Here is a 19052-nt window from a genome sequence, read left to right on the forward strand (position 1 = left end):
GTCCCCCGAAGCGGTCTGCGATGACACTATCGGGAGATGACGCCCCACGTTCCGGCCTCGTCCGCGCTCTCGGGCGATCCCCGATTCAGCGGTCTCGCCGAAGCCGCACGCGTCCTCCAGCCCAGGACGGTCGCGCTCCGCAGGCGCCTGCACCGGCAACCCGAACAGGGCCTCGCCGTGCCGAACACGCAGGCCGCCGTGCTCCGCGCGCTCGACGGGCTCGGGTTGAGCGTGCGCACCGGAACGGCCGTCGGGTCGGTTGTGGCGGTGTTGACGGGCGCCCGGCCGGGGCCGACAGTCCTGCTGCGCGGCGACATGGACGCGCTGCCGCTGCAAGAGGACACCGGTCTGCCGTACGCGTCCGAGATCCCTGGGTCGATGCACGCGTGCGGGCACGACACGCACGTCGCGATGCTGGCCTCGGCCGCCAGACTGCTCGCCGGTAGGCGCGAAGACCTCGCGGGCTCCGTGGTGTTCATGTTCCAACCGGGCGAAGAGGGCTACCACGGCGCCAAGCACATGCTCGACGAAGGCGTGCTAGAGGCGGCCGGTAAGCCGGCGGAGAGCGCGTTCGCCTTGCACATCACCTCCAAGGAGACCACCGGGGTGATCCGGTGCAGGCCGGGGCCGATCATGGCCAGCGCCGACGCGTTCACCGTGCGGGTGACCGGCCGGGGCGGGCACGCCTCGACGCCTGCTGACGCGGTCGACCCGGTGCCCGCGGCGGCGGCGATGGTCGGCGCGGTGCAGACCGTGCTCACGCGGCGGATCAGCGTGTTCGAGCCGACCGTGGTCACCGTCGCCCGGATAGCGGCGGGCACCACGTTCAACGTCATCCCGGAGACCGCCGAGTTGCAGGGCACGCTGCGGTCGCTGTCGGAGTCGTCCCGCGCGACGATGCTCGCCGAGCTGCCGAAGGTGTGCGAGCACGTCGCCGCCGCCCACGGCTGCTCGGTCGAGTTCATCCCGGAGCCGGGCTACCCGGTCACGGTCAATGACGCCGACGTCGCCGCCCGCGTCCAAGACCTCGCGGCGGCGGTGCTCGGCGCCAGGCACTCGCTGGTCATGCCCAACCCGCTCATGGGCGCGGAAGACTTCTCCTACGTGCTGCGACAGGTGCCCGGCGCGTTGGCCTTCCTCGGCGCGTGCCCGCCAGGGGTGAAGCCAGCGGACGCGGCGCCGAACCACTCGAACCGCGTGCTCTTCGACGAGTCCGCGATGGCGCACGGGGTCAGCGCGTACGCCGCGTTCGCCCTCGACGTGCTGCGCTGATCGGGTGATCGATAGGGCATTATCTGCCGTCATGCGAGCGGTGTGCGTTGTCGGCCTGGGTCTTATCGGGGGTTCGGTGCTGCGTGCGGCTGCCGCGGCGGGCCGGACGGTGTGGGGCGCGACCACCGCCGACGCCGACGCCGTCACCGCGGCCGGGTTCGACGTGCTCGACCTGGACAAGGCCCTCAAGCGCGCCCGCAAGGAAGACGCGGTGGTCGTGATCGCGGTGCCGCTGCCCTCGGTCGACGGCGTGCTGCGCAAGATCGGCGACTTCGCCCCGCGCTGCCTGCTTACCGACGTGGTGAGTGTGAAGGGCCCGGTGGTCGAGGGGGTGGCCCGGTTCGCGCCGGAGACGCGTTTCGCCGGTGGCCACCCGATGGCCGGTAAGTCCGCTTCCGGGTGGGCGGCAAGCGAGGCCACGTTGTTCACCGGGGCCGCGTGGGTGGTGACCGCGGACGAGGACACCGCGCTGGACGCCTGGCGCGAGGTGGCCGAACTGGCGATCGACTGCGGCGCTGGCGTCGTGCCCACCACCACCCAGGAGCACGACGCGGCGGTGGCCCGGATCTCGCACCTGCCGCACGTGCTGGCCGCCGTGTTGGCCGCGTGCGGCGCTGACGGCGGACCGTTAGCGCTGTCGTTGGCCGCCGGATCGTTTACCGACGGCACACGGGTCGCGTCGAGCAGGCCGGAGCTGGTGCTTGCCATGTGCGAGGGAAACCGGGCCGCCCTGCTGGAGGCCGTGGACGACGCGCTGGGCAAGCTTGGCGCCGCCCGGGGCGCGCTGGCGTCCACCGGCGCGCTGAGCGCGACGATCCGGGCCGGGCACGCCGGTCGCGTGGCCCTCGACGCTTACCGGGCGGCTGGTCAGGCGCAGGCGATGATCGACCTCACCGCGGGCGACCCGCTGGAGGAGTTGCGGCTCATCGGCGCGCAGGGCGGCCGGATCGTGGGCTTCGACGGCGACCTCGCGCTCGCGACGCTCCCCGTCTTGCCGGACTGAGGTCTCGGGTCGGCAACGAAGCTGTGATGAAAGTCTCGTCCCGCCTACGTTGATCCGGTGGATCGCCCTGTTCCCCATCAGGCGCCCACCCGACCACACCGGTTCCGCCGGATCGCGATGACCGCGGCGGGGCTGGTGGCGCTCGGCGGGGCGATCGTCGTGCTGCGCACCCCCGATGAGCCCGGCAGGCACGTGCCCCAGCCCGCGCCGCCGCCGCAGACGGCCGTCCGCGAGTTCGCGGGCGAGGACGTGGTCATCCCCGGCCCCGGCGCCAAACCCGCCCCGCCCGAGCGGGTCGCCGCGCTGCCCGGATCGCAGCGGCTGCGGCTGCGCTGGGCGCCACCCGCCGGGGGCGTGGCCGTGGCGGGGTACGAGGTCAAGTGGGGCCGCGCCAGCGCCATGGAGCACGTCCGGCTCGTGGCCGAGCCGGCGGCGCAGCTGAACGCGCTGACGGACAACATCCCCTACAGCGTGGAAATCCGGTCGGTCGACTCTTACGGCCAACGCTCGGCGCCCGCGACCGTCACGGCTGTCCCGGCGCAGGCCCCGGACGACCTGCCGTGGTCGTTCCAGGACCGGTTCGTCTCCCGGGTCGTGCCCGATCCGGTCGGCTGGCGGTTTTCCAGCACCACCGACTGCGCCCGCGCCACTCGCGGCGCGGCCGAGGACGGCGACCGGCTGGTCGTCAGCGGACAGTGCGCCGCCGAGCCGGTCGCCCTGCGCTCCCGGGTCCCGCTGCGGCTGCGTGCGACACCGGTGGACGGCGAACTCGGCCGGGTCGTGGTGTCGACCGACCATCCCGGACACGACGGGGAGTTGACGCTAACCTTCGTGCCCGGTCCCGTGGACCTGATCGGCGGCTCCCCCAGTGGCTCACCGTCGCCCGGTAAGCCGGGGCTCGCGCAAGACGACCCGTCGCTGCCGCCGGGGACCGTGCGAATGCGCGTCGTCGGGCGAGACGCCGCGGTGCGGGTGCTGGTGGCCCCGGGAACGCCCCGGCTGGGCCGCCCGGTCGCGGTCCAGCCCGTTCCGCGCGCGGAGATCGGCTTCTCCGTGCGGTGGGAGGTCGTTTTCCGCACCGACGGTATCCGTGTGCTGCGAGACGGCGTGCTGGTGGGCGCGGGCGACGTGGTGCCCGACTGGCGCGCGGCGACGGCCCTGCTCGGGTTCGTCGGCGGCGGCGTCGGGCTGCACGCGGCCGTCGACCTGGTCGGTTTCGTCGGCGCGCCCACGGTCCGGCCAGTGCTGGTCGTGCCGCCGAGGATCGATGCGGACCGGGTGGTCGCCGCCCCGGACACCCCGCTGGTGACGCCCGGCGCGGGGGCGCGGGTGGCGGGCGCGACCGGCGGGCAGCTTCGGGTCACCCTGGTCCCGCAGGCGCCCGGGGCGGACGCGTTCACGGTCGAGGCGGGTGGCCGGGAGTACCCGGCCCGACCCGCGGTGGCGGGCCAGCCGTTCACCCGAGGTGTGCGCTACCCGATCGTGGCGGACCTGCCGCCGGAGGCACTGGTGTTGGGACCTGACGGTAAGACGCTGCCGGTACGCGTGCGCGGACCAGTGCTCCGAGAGACAGGCCCGACCAGGGTGATCAGCGCGTCGATGGAGCTGACCGCGCCCGAGGGCGCGGTGTCACCCGCCGCGGGCACCGGTATCGAGACGCCACTCCCCCGGGTCAAGCCCGCGCCTGCCCGGCCCAGCGCGGCCTTCTTCGACGTCGCGGCCAAGCCCATCGCCGCGGACACCGAACTGCCCCGCGGCCGAGTGGTGCTGGAGGTGCGCGCCGACGGCCTGGCAGGCCAACGCCAAAGCGGCAGGCTGGCGGGCATGGCGGGCGTCGAGGTCCGCATCGATGGGCAGCGCGTCGCGGGCATCCCGACCGTCGCGGACGGCCCAGGCGTCGGCGGCAGGTGGCGGCTGGCTCTGACGACTAAGGAACTGGCGGCAGGCAGGCACACCGTCGAGGTGAAGGTGGTCGGGGTGGACCCGGGCACTGCCTTCGCCGTCGCCTACGCGCCGTTCCGGATCGGCGCGTAGGTCCTGTCCCGACCTAAACGCGACGAGCCACGCCCGGGTAGTCCACCACGATGCCGTCCGCGTCCACCGTCAGGTCGGCGCTGAACTCGCCCTGGGTGAAAGCGATGACCGAGAGCTTCTCGTCTGTAGAGACCGTCCGGTAAGTCTGGCGCACCAAGGTCACCTTGAGATCGGGCATGGAGACGAACACGACCGGGATCTCGAACTCGCCGGGTGTGCGGTGCAGGCCGAGACGGCGGATCGGCAGCGTGTTGAAGGTGACCGCGCCCGCGACGTCGACGGTGACCGACCCGTCGAACTCGTCGCGCTCGGACGTGTGGCCGTAGTCGACCAGCCAGACGCCGTCCTCGGTGCGGCTCAGCGAGATCTGCCGCTCCTGCTCGGCGGTCGTGGTGCGCAGCAGCAGCCTGCCAGCCACCTCGCCCTTGTCGACCGAGGCCTCGAAGGACGCGCTGAACGGCTCGGCCCCGGTGCCGAGGTTCGCCGCGGCGATGAGCCGCCCGGAGGCGCGCAGCCGGGTGTCGGCGACCAGCAGCCGGACCGACTCCAGGGTGACCGGCTCGGCCCCCTGCCAGGTGACGACGGTGGGTTTGCGCACGGCGGCGGAACTCACGCCTGGGTGCCCTTGGGGTCGCCGTGCTCGCCGGGGATGAGGTCCTGGATCTTGTCGACCACCAGGTCGACCTGCGCGTCGTGGCCGAACTTGTTCTTGGCGAACTCGCCCGCCTTCTCGACGCCCGCCTCGATCTTGTCCCCGTGCTGCTCGAGCAGGCCCTCGGCCTTGTTCCTCAGCTCGTTGAAGTCGATGCCCATCGCTGCTCCTTCGCACTCTGACAGGCCCGGGCGAGGACCCCGTCGAAGGGTACCCAACCGGCGCCGCCGTTCCCAATGCCCAAACTGTCGCGGACGCCAACCTACTCAGCCCGCGCGGCCGCGCGCCCGCCCACGCTGTCCGCGGCGCCGTTGGCCCAGGTCAGGCCCACGCAGCACGCCGTGCACCGCGACCAGCTCGGCGACGACCCGCTCCAACCGCTCGTCGTCGGGCAGCGTGCCGCGCTTGGGCGCACGCTCGCCTCTTACCGCCTTTGCCGCCTCCCGGACAGCGGCGGCAAGAACCTTGACGTCGTGTGTCTCGACCGGTGGCGCACCGCGTTCTATGGCTACCGCGACCCCGGTGATCGCGTCGGTGAGCCGCTCCAAGCCGACGATCACCGGCCACCACGCCGCGGCCTGCCGACCGGCCGGGGAGGGCTCGACCAGGGACTGCTGGAACGCGGTCCGCAGATCCGACAACGCCCGGTAGGCCTGCCTGCGCAAGGACGACCGTTCATCGGAGCCGCCGGAAAGAGCGTGCTCCAGGTACTCGGCGATGACGTCGAGCGCGTCGGCCAGGTCTTCGCCGACGCGGGGCCGTCGGCCGCCTGGCCAGAGCAGGTAGCCGAAGACGAGCACGATGGCGCACCCCAGTGCGGTGTCGAGCAGCCGGGCGGTCACCAGGTTCCAGTCGCCAGCGTCGGCCAGGTCGAGCTGCACGATCACCAGCGGCGTCACGAACGTGCTGAACATGCCGTAGTTGCGCACCTGCCCGACCGGCAGCGCCGCGGCCGCGCAGGTGACGAGCAGGACCAGCCCCCAGCCGGGTGGGTCGATGGCGAGCACGCCCGCGCCGAGCAGCACCCCGACAGCGGTGCCCAGCCCGCGCAGCACGGCCCGGCCGAACACCGAGCCGAAGTCGGGTTTGAGCACGATCGCGACCGTCAGGGCCACCCAGAACGAGTGCTCCAGCGGCAACAGGCGGCCCGCGGCGACCGCGAGGCCGACGCAGAGCATGAGCCGCAGGGCGAGCGGCCACGTCCGCCCGCCGAACGTGTCACGCCACCCTCTTAGCCGTTCGCGCACGGACGCGCGTTCCCCGGCGGGGCGGGCGTCGACGTCCGCTTCACCGCGCCGGAACTCGGCGACCGCGCGGAGGCCGGAGTGCAGGAGCGCCAGGGCGCGGGCGTCGGCAGGCGGGTTCGGCGGCTCGGGCAGTGGCTCACGCGCCCTGATCCGGTCGGCGGCGTCTTCGAGGTAAGCGACGAACTCTTGGGGCACTTTCCGCCGGGCGTTGACCAGTGCCACGGCCGCCTCTATGACCGGTGTGCTCTCGGTAAGCAGCACGAACAGTCTGCGGTAAGACCGATCGCGCCCCGCCAGCCGCGACCGCGCGTCGAGCAGAGCGTCGTAAGCGGCGTTAAGAGCGGCCGTGAGGTCGCGTCTGGCGACTCGGGCGGCCGGACTCCCGGACGCGGCAAGCATGACCGCGATCTGGTCGTACACGGCGGCCACCGCCGCCCGCTCCAGCGCCGCTCCCCGCACCGGCCACGCCGCGGACGACAGCGCCCACGCGAAGGCCGCCCCGACGACAAAGCACACCCAGGCCAGCCACGGGTCCGCGACTTGACCGGACCCGAGCACGGCGAACACCAGCAGCTGCAACCCGGCCATCGACGCGTTGCTGCCCGCCGCGCTCACCAAGGCCGACACGCCCGCGACCAGGACGAGAACCAGCGCGGCCAGCACCCCCTGCTCACCGACCAGATTTCCACAGAGGTAGCCGACCGACCCCGCTACCGCCGCCCCGCCTGTCCGCTGGGCGCGGTACCGGTATGGACCGTCGGAGTCGGCGAATGTCACGCACAGAGCGCCGATCGACACCAGGACCCCGAGGTCGATGCGGCCCGCCGCCATCCCCACCGCGATCGGCCCGGCGATCGCGACCGGAGCCCTGATCACCCGCTTCCACGGGACCGGGACCGGCTTCTGCCGCAGCAGCTGCCGCAGCCAGTGCGGGGCGGCGACCTCGTCCCTGGTGCTCACGGCGACGACGGTAATCCTCATCTCCGGGTCCGGCTCGGGTCCGGAAAAGACTGATCCCCCTCCCGGCGTCGCCGGGAGGGGGATCAGTGCGCTCAGGTCAGGCCGAGCGACGGTGCCGCAGGTAGAGCAGGGTGCCCGCGCCAGCGGCGAGGAGCACGAGGCCGATCAGGCCCGGCAGCAGGATCGACGCGCCGGTGTCCGGCAGGTCGCCGGTCGTGGCCTGGGCCGCCGGGGCGACGGCGGCGGACGACGCCGCGGGCGCCACCGCGGCGGAGGTGTTCGCCGGGGCGATCGCGGTCTGGGCAGGCGCGACGGTCTTAACGGGCTGCCACTCGGCGTGTCCCTGCGCGGTCAGCTTCACGGTCTCGGAGTCGGCGACGATCAGCGACTGCGCCTTGTGGTTGGCGTAGTCGTCACCGACGAACAGGCGGCCGATCTCGATGCGCGGGGAGTCCGCGGTGAGGTCGAACGAGCCTTCACCGGCCTCTGCGTCGGCCGGGACCTTGACGTAGACCTCGGTGCCGTTCTCGATGTCCCCGGCCTGGATCTCGTTGCCCTTGGCGTCGGTGAGCACAACGCCCTCGGGGAGGTCGGTCCGCAACTCGGTGATCTCACCGTTGGTGGTGACCTCGTACGGGCCGACGAGCTCGCCCGCCTCGCCGGACTGCTTCTCGGGGCTGATCTTCAGATCGCCGACGGTCTGCTCGCCGATGCCTTTGTTCGCATCCGAGATCAGGTAGTCGTAGAGGGCCAGGACATCCTGGTCGGCGTCTCGGTTTTCCTGGCCGGTCTCGACGTTCGCACCGCGCGCGACGGGCGTGTTGCGGTTGATGTCGTAGCCGTCGCTGAAGTGCCAGATCGCGGCCTGGGTGGCGGTGATGGCCTCTTCGACCTCCAGGCCTGCCTCGCCCCAGTTGAGGCCGAGCCCGTTGAGCTCCTCGATCGACTTGTTGGGGAATCCGTTGTGCAACACCCAGTTGATCTTGTCGCGGTTGGCGTTGAACGGCGACTTGTCGTCGGGGTAGGCGTCCCAGGGGACCTCGACCATGTCCTGGTCGTGGCTGGCGTCGACGTTGATCTCGACGCAGTACACCTTGAGCATCTTGCCGTCGGTGAGCTTCAAGTGCAGCAGCGACGCCTGCAGCACGTCCTGCTTGTTCTCGAAGCGGACGCCGAAGCCCTCGGTCTTCTCGTGCTGCAATCTGCCGCGCGCGGCTTCTTCGGCGGCGGCAGGCAGCGCGGCCACCGACGCCAGCACCGCCGCCGCGGCGAGGGTGGCGCCTACGCGCCCGAGCTTCCAACGACTGCCCATGATTCTCCTTCTGCGTTCCGAACGTCGATCCCCAAGACTTGGACGCGGCGCGGATTCATCAGCAGATCCGCCGCCCGCCGGGCGGAAAACGATCAGCTCACCCCCGAATGAGCGGATCGAACTGTCCAGCGTGGGCGGACTCTACTGACCCCGAGAATGGGGACTTCCGCGGGGGTTCCGCCACATACTGTTGCACTGTGAATCGTTCACCTATTAGTGCGAACGCGCTAGAGATCCGTCACCCGGAAAGACCACAGGCCGCCCGGATAGACGACGGATCCGCCTATCGTTTCGGTGTGCCGGACCGGCAGGACGAGATCGGACCGAACACCGGGGCTATTCCGAAGCACCAGCCGAACGGGCGGGTTTGACCGGCCATCCCGGCTTCCGCAGTGCTCAGTGTGATCACAGACCCGTCATCGACGGCACAGTGCGCACGATCGTGTTCCTCATTCGTGGCAACGCCCGGACCCCAGTGACCCTCCCGATCACCAGCACGTCCGTCCACTGTCGTCCCCGCCCCCGACGAGGCCGTCCAGCAACAGCACCCGCCCACGAACGGGCGACGCGGCACGGACGACAACCCCCGCCGCCCGCCTGCCCCCTCCACAAACGACAGTCGAGCAGGCGGTGATCAGCCCATCGTGATCGACGGCAAGAAGGCGGTGACAGCCACCGCCAAGGTGCGGCGGCCAGCCCATCCGCCGCCCGCCACCGTTGAGGAAATCCTGGCCCGCGCCCACATCCGTTAGTTCCCCCCATGCTATTCAACGATCTCGATGAAACTCGACGGGCCGCACCCTTTACGCCGCACAGTGATAACGCACCACACAGTGGTATCCGAATCGGGTGAATCCGCAACCGAGAGTGGCGGAAAGTGACTTCGCCGTCCAAGCAGGCGGACTCCCGCAAGGGCACACCGCTCGCGTCACCAGACCGACACGCCACTCCGGTTCAGCGAGCCACAACCGCTGCGGCAGCAGGCAAGCTCACCCGGCCGAATACGCGATCACGCCTACGGCGACCAGAGCGCCGACAGACCATGGCCACAAACCGAGGCCATAGCCGAGACCACTGCCGAGTCACCCACCCCACGTCACCGCACCCCCACCGACGCCAGCCCGTGCACCCCACCGAGTCAGACCCGTGCACCCCACCGACGTCGGGCGGTGCCTCCCCGCCGAAGTCAGGCCCGTGCGCGGGCCCCGGCGCACCCCGGACGAAGTCAGGACCGAGGGCAGGCGGCCGCTTCATGAGCTCAGGTCACGGTCCCCGATTCGCTGGCCCAGCCCGGAAACACGGTCCGCCTGCCGCGCGGCACCGAGCCCGGGCCTCGCCGTCGGGGCGCGGCCCGAGCGGCCGCGCCGTATTCACCTGGTGGTCAGTTCCCCCAAGCGGCCACCACCTCGTCCAGCACGGTCAGGGGCAGTGGGCCGCCGCCGAGGATGAGGTCGTGGAAGGCTCGGATGTCGAAGCGGTCGCCGAGGCGGGCCTGGGCGGCGGCGCGGATGCGCTGGATCTCCAGCCTGCCGACCATGTAGGACAACGCTTGGCCGGGGTAGGCGATGTAGCGGTCGATTTCGTTGCCGATCTCCAGCACCGACAGCGGAGTGTTCTCCCGCAGGTAGGCCACGGCCTGGTCGCGGCTCCAGCCCTTGGCGTGCAGGCCGGTGTCGACAACGAGCCGTCCGGCGCGCATGGAGTCCATGGCGAGCATGCCGAAGCGGGCCACGTCGTCGGAGTACAGGCCCATCTCCTCTGCGAGGCGTTCGGTGTAGAGGCCCCAGCCCTCGACGTAGGCGTTGACGTCGGCGAGCCTGCGCAGCAGCGGCAGTTCGGCGAGTTCCATGGCGAGGGTGAGCTGGAAATGGTGCCCTGGCACGGCTTCGTGGAACGCGGTGACCTCGGCGAGGAACCGGTCCCGTTCGTGCGCGCGGTCGGTGTTGGCGTAGTAGACGCCGGGGCGGAGGCCGTCGAGCGAGGGCGGCATGTAGTAGGCGGCGGGCGCTCCGGGAGCCTCGGCCGCGGGCACCGGCTCGACCCGGCAGCGCTGCCCCGGCAGTCGGCCGAACCAGCCGGGGGCGGCGGCCTCGGCGCGCTCGATGGCCGCGCGGGCGTGCTCGAGCAGTTCGTCGCCATCGCGCCAGCGCAGGTCGGGGTCGCTGATCAGGCGTTGGAAGATCTCCGTCTGGTCTTGGGTGCCGAACACGCGCGCGCCCAGTTCCGCGTACTCCTCGCGCAACGCGGCGATCAGGTCGAGCCCGGTCTGGTGCAACTCTTCCGGCGTCAGGTCGGTCGTGGTGTGCACCCGGGACAGGGCCGCGTAGGCGGCGTCCCCGCCGGGGAGCGCGCACAGGCCGGGTCGGTCGTCCGCGCGGCCGTGCGGGGCGATCTCGTCGGCGAGCGCGGCGCGGTACCGGGCGAACGCGGGCCGGACGATCTCGGAGACCACCCGTTCGCGTTCCGCGGCGAATCCGTTGTCCTCACCGACGAGTTTCTGCGCGAGCAGCGGGTCGGTCGCCACTGGCGAGGTGAGGTACCGGTCGAGGTGGGCGACCGCGGCGTCGACCAGCCTCCGCACCGGTGTCCGGCCCGCCGCGACGCCCGCGCGGTGCCGCTCGGCGACGCCGTCGAGGTGTTCGGGCACAGCCCGCAGCCTGGACAGGTAGGACTGGGCCCGCTCGACATCGGGCAGCGCGACCATGGGCAGGAACGTCAGCAGGGACGCGGCCGGTCCGACGAAGATGTCGGTGACCGTGTACTCGATCATGCGCGCGTCGATCCGGTCGATCATGGCCCGAGCCTGCTGCGCCACGACCTTCGCCGTCACCGGATCATGGTCGTGCGCGCCGACGGACGCCTCCGCCCGCTCCGCGATGTCCAGCGCGTGCGCGCGCAGGGCCTGCTCGGCGGACTCCGACGGATCGGCCAGCTTGTCGTCGTATCCGGGCACGCCGAGGAGCGTCGCGCCCAACGGCTCGGCCGCCAACTGCGCGGCCAGCAGTTCGTCGGCGAGCGCGAGCACGCCGCCGTCCCCTGTCGTCATCACGTCCCCAATCCGGCCGAATCCGATCACCTGTGCCCCGAGACTTCGAGGCTACGCCGGTGCGAGGATGCCGGGGCCGAGTTATCCACAGCCCCATTCGGGAGGTCGCCCATGGTCGAGCGCCAGCGCACATTCGCCGTCGAAGTCACCGCGAGCAGCAGCGCCGACGCGCCGGAGCTGTTCGCCTTGGTCGCGGACGCGAGGCGGTGGGCGCAGTGGGCGCGGCCGGTCGTGGCGCACGCCTTTGTCGAGCGTGAGGGCGATCCGGCTCCCGGGGGCGTCGGGTCAGTGCGCAAGCTCGGGCGCAAGCCGTTCCTGATCCGCGAAGAGACGGTCGAGTACGAGCAGGACCGCAGGCACGCCTACGAGCTGCGCACCCCCGTCCCGGTGAAGAACTACCGAGGAGAGGTCAGGTTGATCCCGCGTGACGGCGGTGGGACCGATCTCGTCTGGCGGTGCAGCTTTGTCGAGTGGATCCCGGGTACCGGTCCGGCGGTACGCGCGGGCGTGCGGTCCCTCATTCAGACGTTGAGCGGAAAGCTGGTGCGCGCGGCGGAGCGGTGACCGCGGGGGCGAGGTGCCGCGCCCAGTGCCGGTACCCCTCTTCGGAGGGGTGAAAGCGGTCTTCGCAGAAGAGGTCGCCGTCAAGCAGAACCTCGGGCATCGGTTCGTGGGCGACCCAGGACACCGCATCGGCGACGCGTCGCGCCGCGGCGTCGAGTTCGGCGGCGCGCAGGCCGAGCACTGTCCGCAGTGGACGGGGCAGCGCGGGAAAGGCGCCCATCGGCGGGACGCCCGCGAGGACGACCCCGCGGTGCCTCGTCCGCAGGTCGATGAGCAGCCGCAGCAGGTCGCGGGTCCAGTGCGCGGCGGAGCGGAACTCCAGCACGTCGTTGACGCCGAGGACGACGACCACCACATCCGCCGGGTCGAGCGCGGCCGCCAGGTCCGCGCGGGTGTCGCGGGCGTTGATCCCGATGCGGCTCGACACCTGCCACTCGACGGCGCGGCCGGTGCGCTCGGCCACCTCGACGGCGAGCCTGCCCGCGAGTCCGGCCTCGTGGGTCCGGGCGCCGACGCCCGCCGCCGTCGACTCGCCGAGCACGGCCAGCCGGAGCGGGTCGCCGGAGCCGACTGTGCCGCGCGTCGGCCCGGCAGCCCCGGGCAGACGTGGGATCGCTTTGCGCGCGCGCAAACCTTGAACAAGGAGAACCGGGAGTAAGAGGCTGGCGGTAAGGGTTGCGCGCACGTCAGCGGGCCGCTTCCTGGGCGCGCCACTTGTCCATCAGCAGAGCCATCTCCTTCTTCAAGAAGTCGAAGAAGCGCCGGGTCTCATCCATGCGCTGACCGGCAGGCGTGTCGGCGCCGAGCACCGCGACCCCCTCCGCCATGGCGGTCGACCAGCTTTCGAGCAGCTTGTCGCGGTTGGTGATCGCCTCGATCCACGTGTCGTTGGACACCGCGTAGTGGTCGCGGCGCTGGCCCGGCTCGCGGCCTTTGACGACCAGGCCGACTTGGTCGAGGTAGCGCACCGCGCCGGAGATGGCCGCCGGACTCACCTGCAACGCGTCAGCGAGCTCAGTGGCGGTGAGCCTGCCCGAGTCGGTCGCCAAGAGCCGGGTGAACACCCGGGCAGGCATCCTCGCCATGCCTGCCTCGGCCATGAGCAGCGCGAACCGCTCCACGAACCGTGCCACGGCCTCTTCCTGGTCTGCTTCGGTCACGCGTTCACCCTCTCGACGTCACCGCAAGATTAGCGCGTTCAGAAGATTCACAAACTTCTAAAACGAGAGTACGTTACGAGCCATGACAACGGCAATCTCGGTGTCCGGCCTGGTCAAGACCTTCGGCCAGACCCGCGCGCTCGACGGTCTCGACCTGACGGTGCGGACCGGGGAGGTGCACGGCTTCCTCGGCCCCAACGGGGCGGGCAAATCCACCGCCATCCGGGTGCTGCTCGGCTTGCTGCGCGCCGACTCCGGCACGACCACCCTGCTCGGCGGCGACCCGTGGCGCGACGCGACCGCCCTGCACCGACGCCTGGCGTACGTGCCCGGCGACGTCTCCCTGTGGCCCACGCTTTCCGGCGGCGAGGTAATCGACCTTCTCGGCAGACTGCGCGGGGGTCTCGACAAGAGGCGCCGAGCAGAGTTGCTGGAACGGTTCGACCTAGACCCGCGTAAGAAGGGTCGCACCTACTCGAAGGGCAACCGGCAGAAGGTCGCCCTCGTCGCCGCGCTCGCCTCCGACGTCGACCTGCTCATCCTCGACGAGCCGACCTCCGGCCTCGACCCGCTGATGGAGTCGGTGTTCCAGGAGTGCGTCGCGGAAGAGCGCGACAGAGGACGCACAGTGCTGCTATCCAGCCACATCTTGGCCGAGGTGGAGACTCTTTGCGACCGGGTGAGCATCATCCGCGCGGGCCGCACAGTGGAGACCGGAACGCTGGCGGAACTGCGCCACCTGACCAGGACGAGCATCACCGCCGACCTGGCCGGGCCGCCCAACGGCATCGCCGACCTGCCCGGCGTCCACGACCTGCGGGTCGAGGGCAACCGGGTTCGGTTCGACGTCGACACCCGGGAACTCGACGGCGCCCTGCGCGCGCTCAGCTCGTCCGGGGTGCGCTCGCTGACCAGCCAGCCGCCGACCCTGGAAGAGCTGTTTCTGCGGCACTACCAGGACGAATCGGCAGTGGCGCGATGAGCGGGCTGACCGGCACTGGGACACTTGTCCGGCTCGCGCTTCGCCGCGACCGGGTGATCCTGCCGATCTGGACCGTCCTGCTCGGCCTGATCCCGGCCAGCACGGTGTCGGCGTATGAACAGCTCTACCCGACCGCGGCAGACCGAGCGACGCTTACCGCGGGCACGGGAAGCAACCCTTCCGTCGCCGTGATCTACGGCCCCGCGTACGACCTGAGCACAGCAGGCGGGTTCACCGCGTGGCGGTATGGGTCCTTCCTGGCGCTCTTCGTGGCTCTTATGGCGATCTTCACCGTCACCCGGCACACCCGGGCGGAAGAGGACAGCGGAAGACTGGAACTACTCGGCTCCGCGGTAGTGGGCCGGTTCGCGGCTCTTACCGCGGGCGTGACAGTCGCGGCGGGGACAAGTGTGGTGATCGGGCTGGTCGCGGCGCTGGGCATGATCGGCGCGGGGCTGCCCGCGGCGGGCTCGGTCAGCCTCGCACTCGGGGTGGCGGGCGCGGGCTTGGTGTTCACCGCGATCGCGGGTGTGGCCGCACAGCTCACCGAGTACTCGCGCTCGGCCAACGGTCTGGCGACCGGCGCGCTGGGCGTGGCGTTCCTCCTGCGCGCCATCGGTGACTCGACACCGTCGGCGAACTGGGTGTCCTGGCTTTCGCCGCTCGCGTGGGGGCAACTGGGGAAGCCGTTCGTGGCCGAGAAATGGTGGGTGTTCCCGATGGCCGTGGTCGTCGCGATCGCCGTCGGCACGCTCGCTTACCGGCTCGTCCCGCTGCGCGACCTGGGCGCGGGCCTGTTTCCCGCCCGCCTGGGGCCTGCGGGCGCCCCACCGTCGCTGTCGAGCCCGTTGGGGCTGGCGTGGCGGCTGCAGCGCGGCGCGCTCATCGGCTGGACGATCGGCCTGGTCGTCGTCGGCGCCGTGTTCGGCTCGATCGCCAGCGGCATCACCGCCCTGATCGGCAACAGCGACCAGGTCCGGGAGATCTTCGCGAAGATGGGCGGCGCGCAAGGGCTTGTCGACGCTTACCTGGGCGCGATAGCCGGGGTCTTCGGGATGGTCGTGGCTGTCTACTCGGTGCAAGCGGCTCTCCGTATGCGGACAGAAGAGACCGCCGTACGCACGGAACCGGTACTCGCCACCGCGGTAAGCCGCTTTGGATGGCTCGCCAGTCACCTGGTCTTCGCGCTTCTCGGCCCGCTGGTACTCCTGACCGGCGCCGGGGTGGCCGCTGGAGCCGCCCACGGCCTGCGGGCAGGCGGACTGGCCACGCAGGTCGGACACGCGCTCGGCGGCACCCTCGCCCAACTGCCCGCCGTGTGGGTCGTCGCCAGCACCGCGACCCTGCTGTTCGGACTGCTGCCCCGGGTGTCGGTACCCGCGTCGTGGGCAGTGGTCGGCGTGGTCCTGGTGATCGCCCTGTTCGGGCCGGTCATCGGGCTCAGCCAGGTGATTCTCGACGTCTCGCCGTTCGCGCACGTGCCGAAGCTGCCGGGCGCGGTGTTCACGTGGACACCGCTGGTGTGGCTTACCGCGGTGGCGGTAGTCGGCGTCGGCGCCGGAGTCACCGCTTTCCGTCACCGCGATATCGGCTGACCTGCGGGAAGAGGGCCGGGTGGGGTGCGCCACCCGGCCCTCCTGCCTTGTCAGACGCGGCCGGAGTCAGCCTCCACGGGCAGCCCAGCCAGGTCGCGAACGATGCGCTGGGCCAACTCCAGACCTGCCGCCTGTCCCTCGCGGTGGGCCTCGTCGGCCGTCAGCTCCCGCGCCTCCCGCTCCGCCTCGGCGAGCTTGACCAGCAGCGGGATGACCTCGACGGTCTCAAGCGGTTCCGACATGGGCGTTCCTTCTCTCGGTGGGTGACGAGTGCGAAGTACCCCCATCGCCCTGTCGTGTCACGGAATACCTGATCGACGCCAGGCGTCCCTGTATTTCGCGACGCTAAACATTCTGGGGGAGGACGCGCGTGGTCACCGCTGTGCAGCGACAGGACACTCTGCCCCGGGAGGTGTGGGTGCTGGTGGCGGCGAACTTCGTGATCGCCGTCGGCTTCGGCCTGGTCGCACCCGCCCTGCCGAGCTTCGCCAGGAGCTTCGACGTCAGCGTCACCGCGGCGTCCATCGTGGTGAGCGCGTTCGCGATGGCCCGACTGCTGTTCGCACCGGCCAGCGGCAGACTCGTCACCCGACTCGGTGAACGCCGGGTCTACCTCGCCGGGCTGCTGATCGTCGCGGTGACGACCGGAGCCTGCGCGTTCGCGGGCGAGTACTGGCACCTCGTCGCGCTGCGGGCGCTGGCGGGCACCGGGTCGACGATGTTCACCGTGTCCGGCCTGGCGCTGCTGATCCACCTGACCCCCGCGCCGTTGCGCGGACGGGCGTCCGGCCTGTGGGGCACCAGTTTCCTGCTCGGCAACGTGGCAGGCCCGCTGGTGGGCGGCGGCCTGATCGCGATCTCGCTGCGGGCGCCGTTCCTGGTCTACGCCGTCTCCCTGGTGGTGGCGGTGGCGATCGTCTGGCTGTTCCTGCGGCGGTCCACCCTGATCACGCCGGTAGGCGAGAACAAGCTCCCCGTCTTCCCGCTACGCGCCGCCTTGCGCGTGAGCGGCTACCGGGCGGCTCTTGCGTCCAATTTCGTCAACGGTTGGGCGGTCTTCGGCGTCCGGATGTCGTTGGTGCCGCTGTTCGTCACCGAGGTCTTGCGTCGCGAAGACGCCTTCGCTGGCACCGCACTGGCCGTGTTCGCCGCGGGCAACGTGGTGATGCTGCTGGTGTCCGGGCGGCTGTCGGACCGCTGGGGACGCAAACCGCTGGTGCTGGCCGGGCTGCTGGTGTCGGCGGGCGCGACGGTCGGCGTCGGCTACACCGAGACGGTCACGCCGTTCCTGGTCATGACCGCGGTCGCGGGCCTGGGCACGGGCATGTTCACGCCCCCGCAGCAAGCCGCGGTCGCCGACGTCATCGGGGTGAACTCCCGCGGCGGACCGATGCTGGCGACCTACCAGATGGTCGCCGACGTCGGCGCGATCCTGGGTCCGTTCGCCGCGGGCATGTTGGCCGACCGGCTCTCATTCGGCATGGCTTTCCTGGTGACCGGTGGCCTTGCCGTCGTCGCGGCGATGGTGTGGCTGCCCGCCAAGGAAACCCTGACCCAGGATCACGCAGCGCCACCGGCGGGCTCCGACGGGGCGAATGGGGTGACCGCGGGCACGAGCGACACTGCCTCTTCGCGAACCGTCCGGTGAAACGGTCACTAAGCGTGGGACCATTGCTCCGTTGGAGCGTATTCCTGGCCGGTCGACGTCAAAGTCCGAGCTACGGGCTGCGCGACCGTGAATGAAATGGGAGCCTCTGGGGTATCCCGGCCAAGCGGGCGGCACGGCTGAGGCGGAGTGATCCGATGGCTACTGCACTGTGGACCGTGGCAGCGGCGGTTGCCGCGCTCCTGGTCATCTGGCGGTTGCGCCGCGCGAATCTCACGGTGTCCACGATCCTGCGCGAGGAACGCGCCCGTACTGAGGCGGAACCGGTGGACGAGAGGCACTACGAAGACGAGCCACACCGCGTGGGCCGCCACCGCAAGTCCCACTGACCCCTGTGGATAACTTTCTCGCCATGTCGCCCGATGGGCATAACGTGGCCCCATGGCATTCAACCTGGAATACACAAGCAAGCACCGCGACGTCACCTACGCCATGACGGTCGTGGCCGACGACGACGGCGAACTCGGCATCGAACTCCTCGGCGCGAACGACCGCGGCACGGTAGTGGCGGAAGGCGCCCTGCGCCTCCCGCCCGGAGGTGCGACCGAAACCGCCAAACTCCTCCGCGAAGCGCTCGGCGCCATCGCGGGCTTCGAGGGAAAACGAATCCGCCAGTCCGTGGGCAACGCGAACCAACGGTGGACAAGAGACCAGGACATCACCTTGCGCGAAGCCTGGCTATCCCATCCGCCGACAGCCCCGGCCACCGAAGTGATCCGCACCCTGGCCGCGGAACGAGAACGCACCCCCGCCGCCATCCGCGCCCGCTTGCCCCGGCTCGGCTGCGATCCGGACGTCACCGGCCGCGTGCTCACCGAGGAGACAGCCGCACTAGTCGGCCGGGACGCGATAGCGGGCTGACCACCACACCAAGGTTCCGCCGCCAACAGAAAGAGAGAACGCACGGGAAAAACTGGTGCCCTGAATCAGGGCGTCCTCGGTGTGCAGAGCCGGTGAGATCCCGGGACCACCGTCTCTCCGCACCCGCACGGCTCGCAACGGGATGCCTTCAAGCGCGCTGTCCTCACACCGTGATGGCCTCGCGACAACTGGAAGACATCCCAGCGCGATGCCCTCACAACGTGCTGCCCGCACACCAACGCGCTACTCACCAGTGCGGTGCCCTCACAGCGCGATGCCCTCGCGGTGGTTGCCCGCCATGGGTAGCTGATGGCCAGCTGCGGGTTCATGGGTCGGCCGGGCGGTGGGTTGGCCCGGCCGTGGGTTGGCCCGGCGGTGGGTTGGCGCAAGGGTGCGGCGCGGCCGATTTTGGCCGGAGCGGCGTGCTCTTTGGGCTCTGTGTGCCGGTGTCGGCCGGGCCTGCCGTTCTCGACCCAACCTGCCGCTGTTGACCCAGGCGTGCCGCTGTCGACTCGGGCGCGACGCTCTCGTCCCGGCCTGCCGCTGTCGACCCGGGCGCGACGCTCTCAGCCCGGGTGTGCCGTTCTCGACCCGGCGCGCCGCTGTCGGCTCCGGTGTGTCGCTGTCGGCTGGGTGGGTTTCTTCGCCTCCGTGAGAATTGTGGAAGGCGGCTTGGGGTGGGAGGTGGTCGTCGTCGG

17 protein-coding genes are annotated in these 19052 nt (G+C 71.0%); 9 read left to right on the forward strand and 8 right to left on the reverse strand.

Features of this window, described 5'->3' with window-relative positions:
• Positions 1–36: 36 nt before the first annotated feature.
• From BLS56_RS09995 to BLS56_RS10005, 3 genes are all read left to right on the forward strand, one after another.
• The gene (locus BLS56_RS09995) at positions 37–1272 is read left to right on the forward strand and encodes a M20 metallopeptidase family protein (protein ID WP_091449718.1); all 1236 of its coding nucleotides are present in this window, start codon (positions 37–39) and stop codon (positions 1270–1272) included.
• A 31-nt stretch (positions 1273–1303) separates the two neighbouring features.
• The gene (locus BLS56_RS10000; protein WP_091449719.1) at positions 1304–2275 is read left to right on the forward strand and encodes a prephenate dehydrogenase; all 972 of its coding nucleotides are present in this window, start codon (positions 1304–1306) and stop codon (positions 2273–2275) included.
• Positions 2276–2392: 117 nt separating this feature from the next.
• Entirely contained in the window at positions 2393–4309 is a 1917-nt protein-coding gene (locus BLS56_RS10005) for a fibronectin type III domain-containing protein (protein ID WP_091449720.1), read from the forward strand.
• A 13-nt stretch (positions 4310–4322) separates the two neighbouring features.
• Here BLS56_RS10005 and BLS56_RS10010 read toward each other — a convergent pair whose 3' ends face one another.
• The 5 genes from BLS56_RS10010 to BLS56_RS10030 all read right to left on the reverse strand — a co-directional run bounded on the left by BLS56_RS10010 (position 4323) and on the right by BLS56_RS10030 (position 11526).
• Positions 4323–4922 (reverse strand): putative glycolipid-binding domain-containing protein, encoded by a 600-nt coding sequence (locus tag BLS56_RS10010; protein WP_091449721.1) that lies wholly within the window; start codon positions 4920–4922, stop codon positions 4323–4325.
• Positions 4919–5122 carry an antitoxin gene (locus BLS56_RS10015; RefSeq protein ID WP_091449722.1) on the reverse strand — a complete coding sequence of 68 codons (204 nt, stop codon included), beginning with the start codon at positions 5120–5122 and terminating at the stop codon, positions 4919–4921. Before BLS56_RS10015 ends, BLS56_RS10010 begins: the two co-directional genes overlap by 4 nt.
• 105 nt (positions 5123–5227) lie before the next feature.
• Positions 5228–7168 carry an FUSC family protein gene (locus BLS56_RS10020; protein ID WP_091449723.1) on the reverse strand — a complete coding sequence of 647 codons (1941 nt, stop codon included), beginning with the start codon at positions 7166–7168 and terminating at the stop codon, positions 5228–5230.
• Positions 7169–7265: 97 nt separating this feature from the next.
• Positions 7266–8480, reverse strand: a complete 1215-nt coding sequence (locus BLS56_RS10025; RefSeq protein WP_091449724.1) for a thioester domain-containing protein — start codon at positions 8478–8480, stop codon at positions 7266–7268.
• Positions 8481–9861: 1381 nt separating this feature from the next.
• Positions 9862–11526: a DUF885 domain-containing protein gene (locus BLS56_RS10030; protein WP_091449725.1), complete on the reverse strand. Its 1665-nt coding sequence runs from the start codon at positions 11524–11526 to the stop codon at positions 9862–9864.
• A gap of 111 nt (positions 11527–11637) precedes the next feature.
• On the opposite strand from BLS56_RS10030, the gene BLS56_RS10035 reads away from it, so the two are divergent.
• Complete coding sequence (locus BLS56_RS10035) at positions 11638–12090, forward strand: SRPBCC family protein (protein WP_091449726.1); 453 nt, start codon at positions 11638–11640, stop codon at positions 12088–12090.
• On the opposite strand, the gene BLS56_RS10040 is transcribed toward BLS56_RS10035, so the two are convergent.
• Positions 12044–12721 (reverse strand): SGNH/GDSL hydrolase family protein, encoded by a 678-nt coding sequence (locus BLS56_RS10040; RefSeq protein WP_228771525.1) that lies wholly within the window; start codon positions 12719–12721, stop codon positions 12044–12046. The two genes, BLS56_RS10035 and BLS56_RS10040, sit on opposite strands and share 47 nt — an antisense overlap.
• Positions 12722–12776: 55 nt before the next feature.
• Positions 12777–13250: a GbsR/MarR family transcriptional regulator gene (locus tag BLS56_RS10045; protein ID WP_228771526.1), complete on the reverse strand. Its 474-nt coding sequence runs from the start codon at positions 13248–13250 to the stop codon at positions 12777–12779.
• Positions 13251–13332: 82 nt separating this feature from the next.
• On the opposite strand from BLS56_RS10045, the gene BLS56_RS10050 reads away from it, so the two are divergent.
• Together BLS56_RS10050 and BLS56_RS10055 are read left to right on the forward strand one after the other, a co-directional pair.
• Positions 13333–14232, forward strand: coding sequence for an ABC transporter ATP-binding protein (locus BLS56_RS10050; RefSeq protein ID WP_091449728.1), 900 nt, complete (start codon positions 13333–13335; stop codon positions 14230–14232).
• Positions 14229–15827 carry an ABC transporter permease gene (locus BLS56_RS10055; RefSeq protein ID WP_091449729.1) on the forward strand — a complete coding sequence of 533 codons (1599 nt, stop codon included), beginning with the start codon at positions 14229–14231 and terminating at the stop codon, positions 15825–15827. Before BLS56_RS10050 ends, BLS56_RS10055 begins: the two co-directional genes overlap by 4 nt.
• Positions 15828–15877: 50 nt before the next feature.
• Here BLS56_RS10055 and BLS56_RS10060 read toward each other — a convergent pair whose 3' ends face one another.
• Positions 15878–16069: a hypothetical protein gene (locus BLS56_RS10060; RefSeq protein ID WP_091449730.1), complete on the reverse strand. Its 192-nt coding sequence runs from the start codon at positions 16067–16069 to the stop codon at positions 15878–15880.
• A gap of 128 nt (positions 16070–16197) precedes the next feature.
• Here BLS56_RS10060 and BLS56_RS10065 point away from each other — a divergent pair, with 128 nt between their 5' ends.
• The 3 genes from BLS56_RS10065 (at position 16198) to BLS56_RS10070 (ending at position 18354) form a co-directional block, all read left to right on the forward strand.
• A complete protein-coding gene (locus BLS56_RS10065; protein ID WP_091449731.1) occupies positions 16198–17475 on the forward strand; it encodes an MFS transporter in 1278 nt (425 codons plus the stop codon).
• Positions 17476–17630: 155 nt separating this feature from the next.
• The gene (locus tag BLS56_RS30540; RefSeq protein ID WP_139190588.1) at positions 17631–17822 is read left to right on the forward strand and encodes a hypothetical protein; all 192 of its coding nucleotides are present in this window, start codon (positions 17631–17633) and stop codon (positions 17820–17822) included.
• A gap of 52 nt (positions 17823–17874) precedes the next feature.
• Positions 17875–18354, forward strand: coding sequence for a hypothetical protein (locus tag BLS56_RS10070; protein ID WP_091449732.1), 480 nt, complete (start codon positions 17875–17877; stop codon positions 18352–18354).
• The last annotated feature ends 698 nt before the right edge of the window (positions 18355–19052 follow it).

It is taken from the genome of Actinokineospora iranica (genome assembly GCF_900101685.1).
In the GTDB taxonomy this organism is placed as follows: Bacteria; Actinomycetota; Actinomycetes; order Mycobacteriales; family Pseudonocardiaceae; genus Actinokineospora; species Actinokineospora iranica.

Coding starts and splice junctions, on each gene's coding strand:
- BLS56_RS10055 (WP_091449729.1), top strand. CDS start 14,229: ATGAGCGGGCTGACCGGCACTGGGACACTTGTCCGGCTCGCGCTTCGC.
- BLS56_RS10050 (WP_091449728.1), top strand. CDS start 13,333: ATGACAACGGCAATCTCGGTGTCCGGCCTGGTCAAGACCTTCGGCCAG.
- BLS56_RS10015 (WP_091449722.1), bottom strand. CDS start 5,122: ATGGGCATCGACTTCAACGAGCTGAGGAACAAGGCCGAGGGCCTGCTC.
- BLS56_RS09995 (WP_091449718.1), top strand. CDS start 37: ATGACGCCCCACGTTCCGGCCTCGTCCGCGCTCTCGGGCGATCCCCGA.
- BLS56_RS10035 (WP_091449726.1), top strand. CDS start 11,638: ATGGTCGAGCGCCAGCGCACATTCGCCGTCGAAGTCACCGCGAGCAGC.
- BLS56_RS10030 (WP_091449725.1), bottom strand. CDS start 11,526: ATGACGACAGGGGACGGCGGCGTGCTCGCGCTCGCCGACGAACTGCTG.
- BLS56_RS10070 (WP_091449732.1), top strand. CDS start 17,875: ATGGCATTCAACCTGGAATACACAAGCAAGCACCGCGACGTCACCTAC.
- BLS56_RS10025 (WP_091449724.1), bottom strand. CDS start 8,480: ATGGGCAGTCGTTGGAAGCTCGGGCGCGTAGGCGCCACCCTCGCCGCG.
- BLS56_RS10005 (WP_091449720.1), top strand. CDS start 2,393: ATGACCGCGGCGGGGCTGGTGGCGCTCGGCGGGGCGATCGTCGTGCTG.
- BLS56_RS10060 (WP_091449730.1), bottom strand. CDS start 16,069: ATGTCGGAACCGCTTGAGACCGTCGAGGTCATCCCGCTGCTGGTCAAG.
- BLS56_RS10000 (WP_091449719.1), top strand. CDS start 1,304: ATGCGAGCGGTGTGCGTTGTCGGCCTGGGTCTTATCGGGGGTTCGGTG.
- BLS56_RS30540 (WP_139190588.1), top strand. CDS start 17,631: ATGGCTACTGCACTGTGGACCGTGGCAGCGGCGGTTGCCGCGCTCCTG.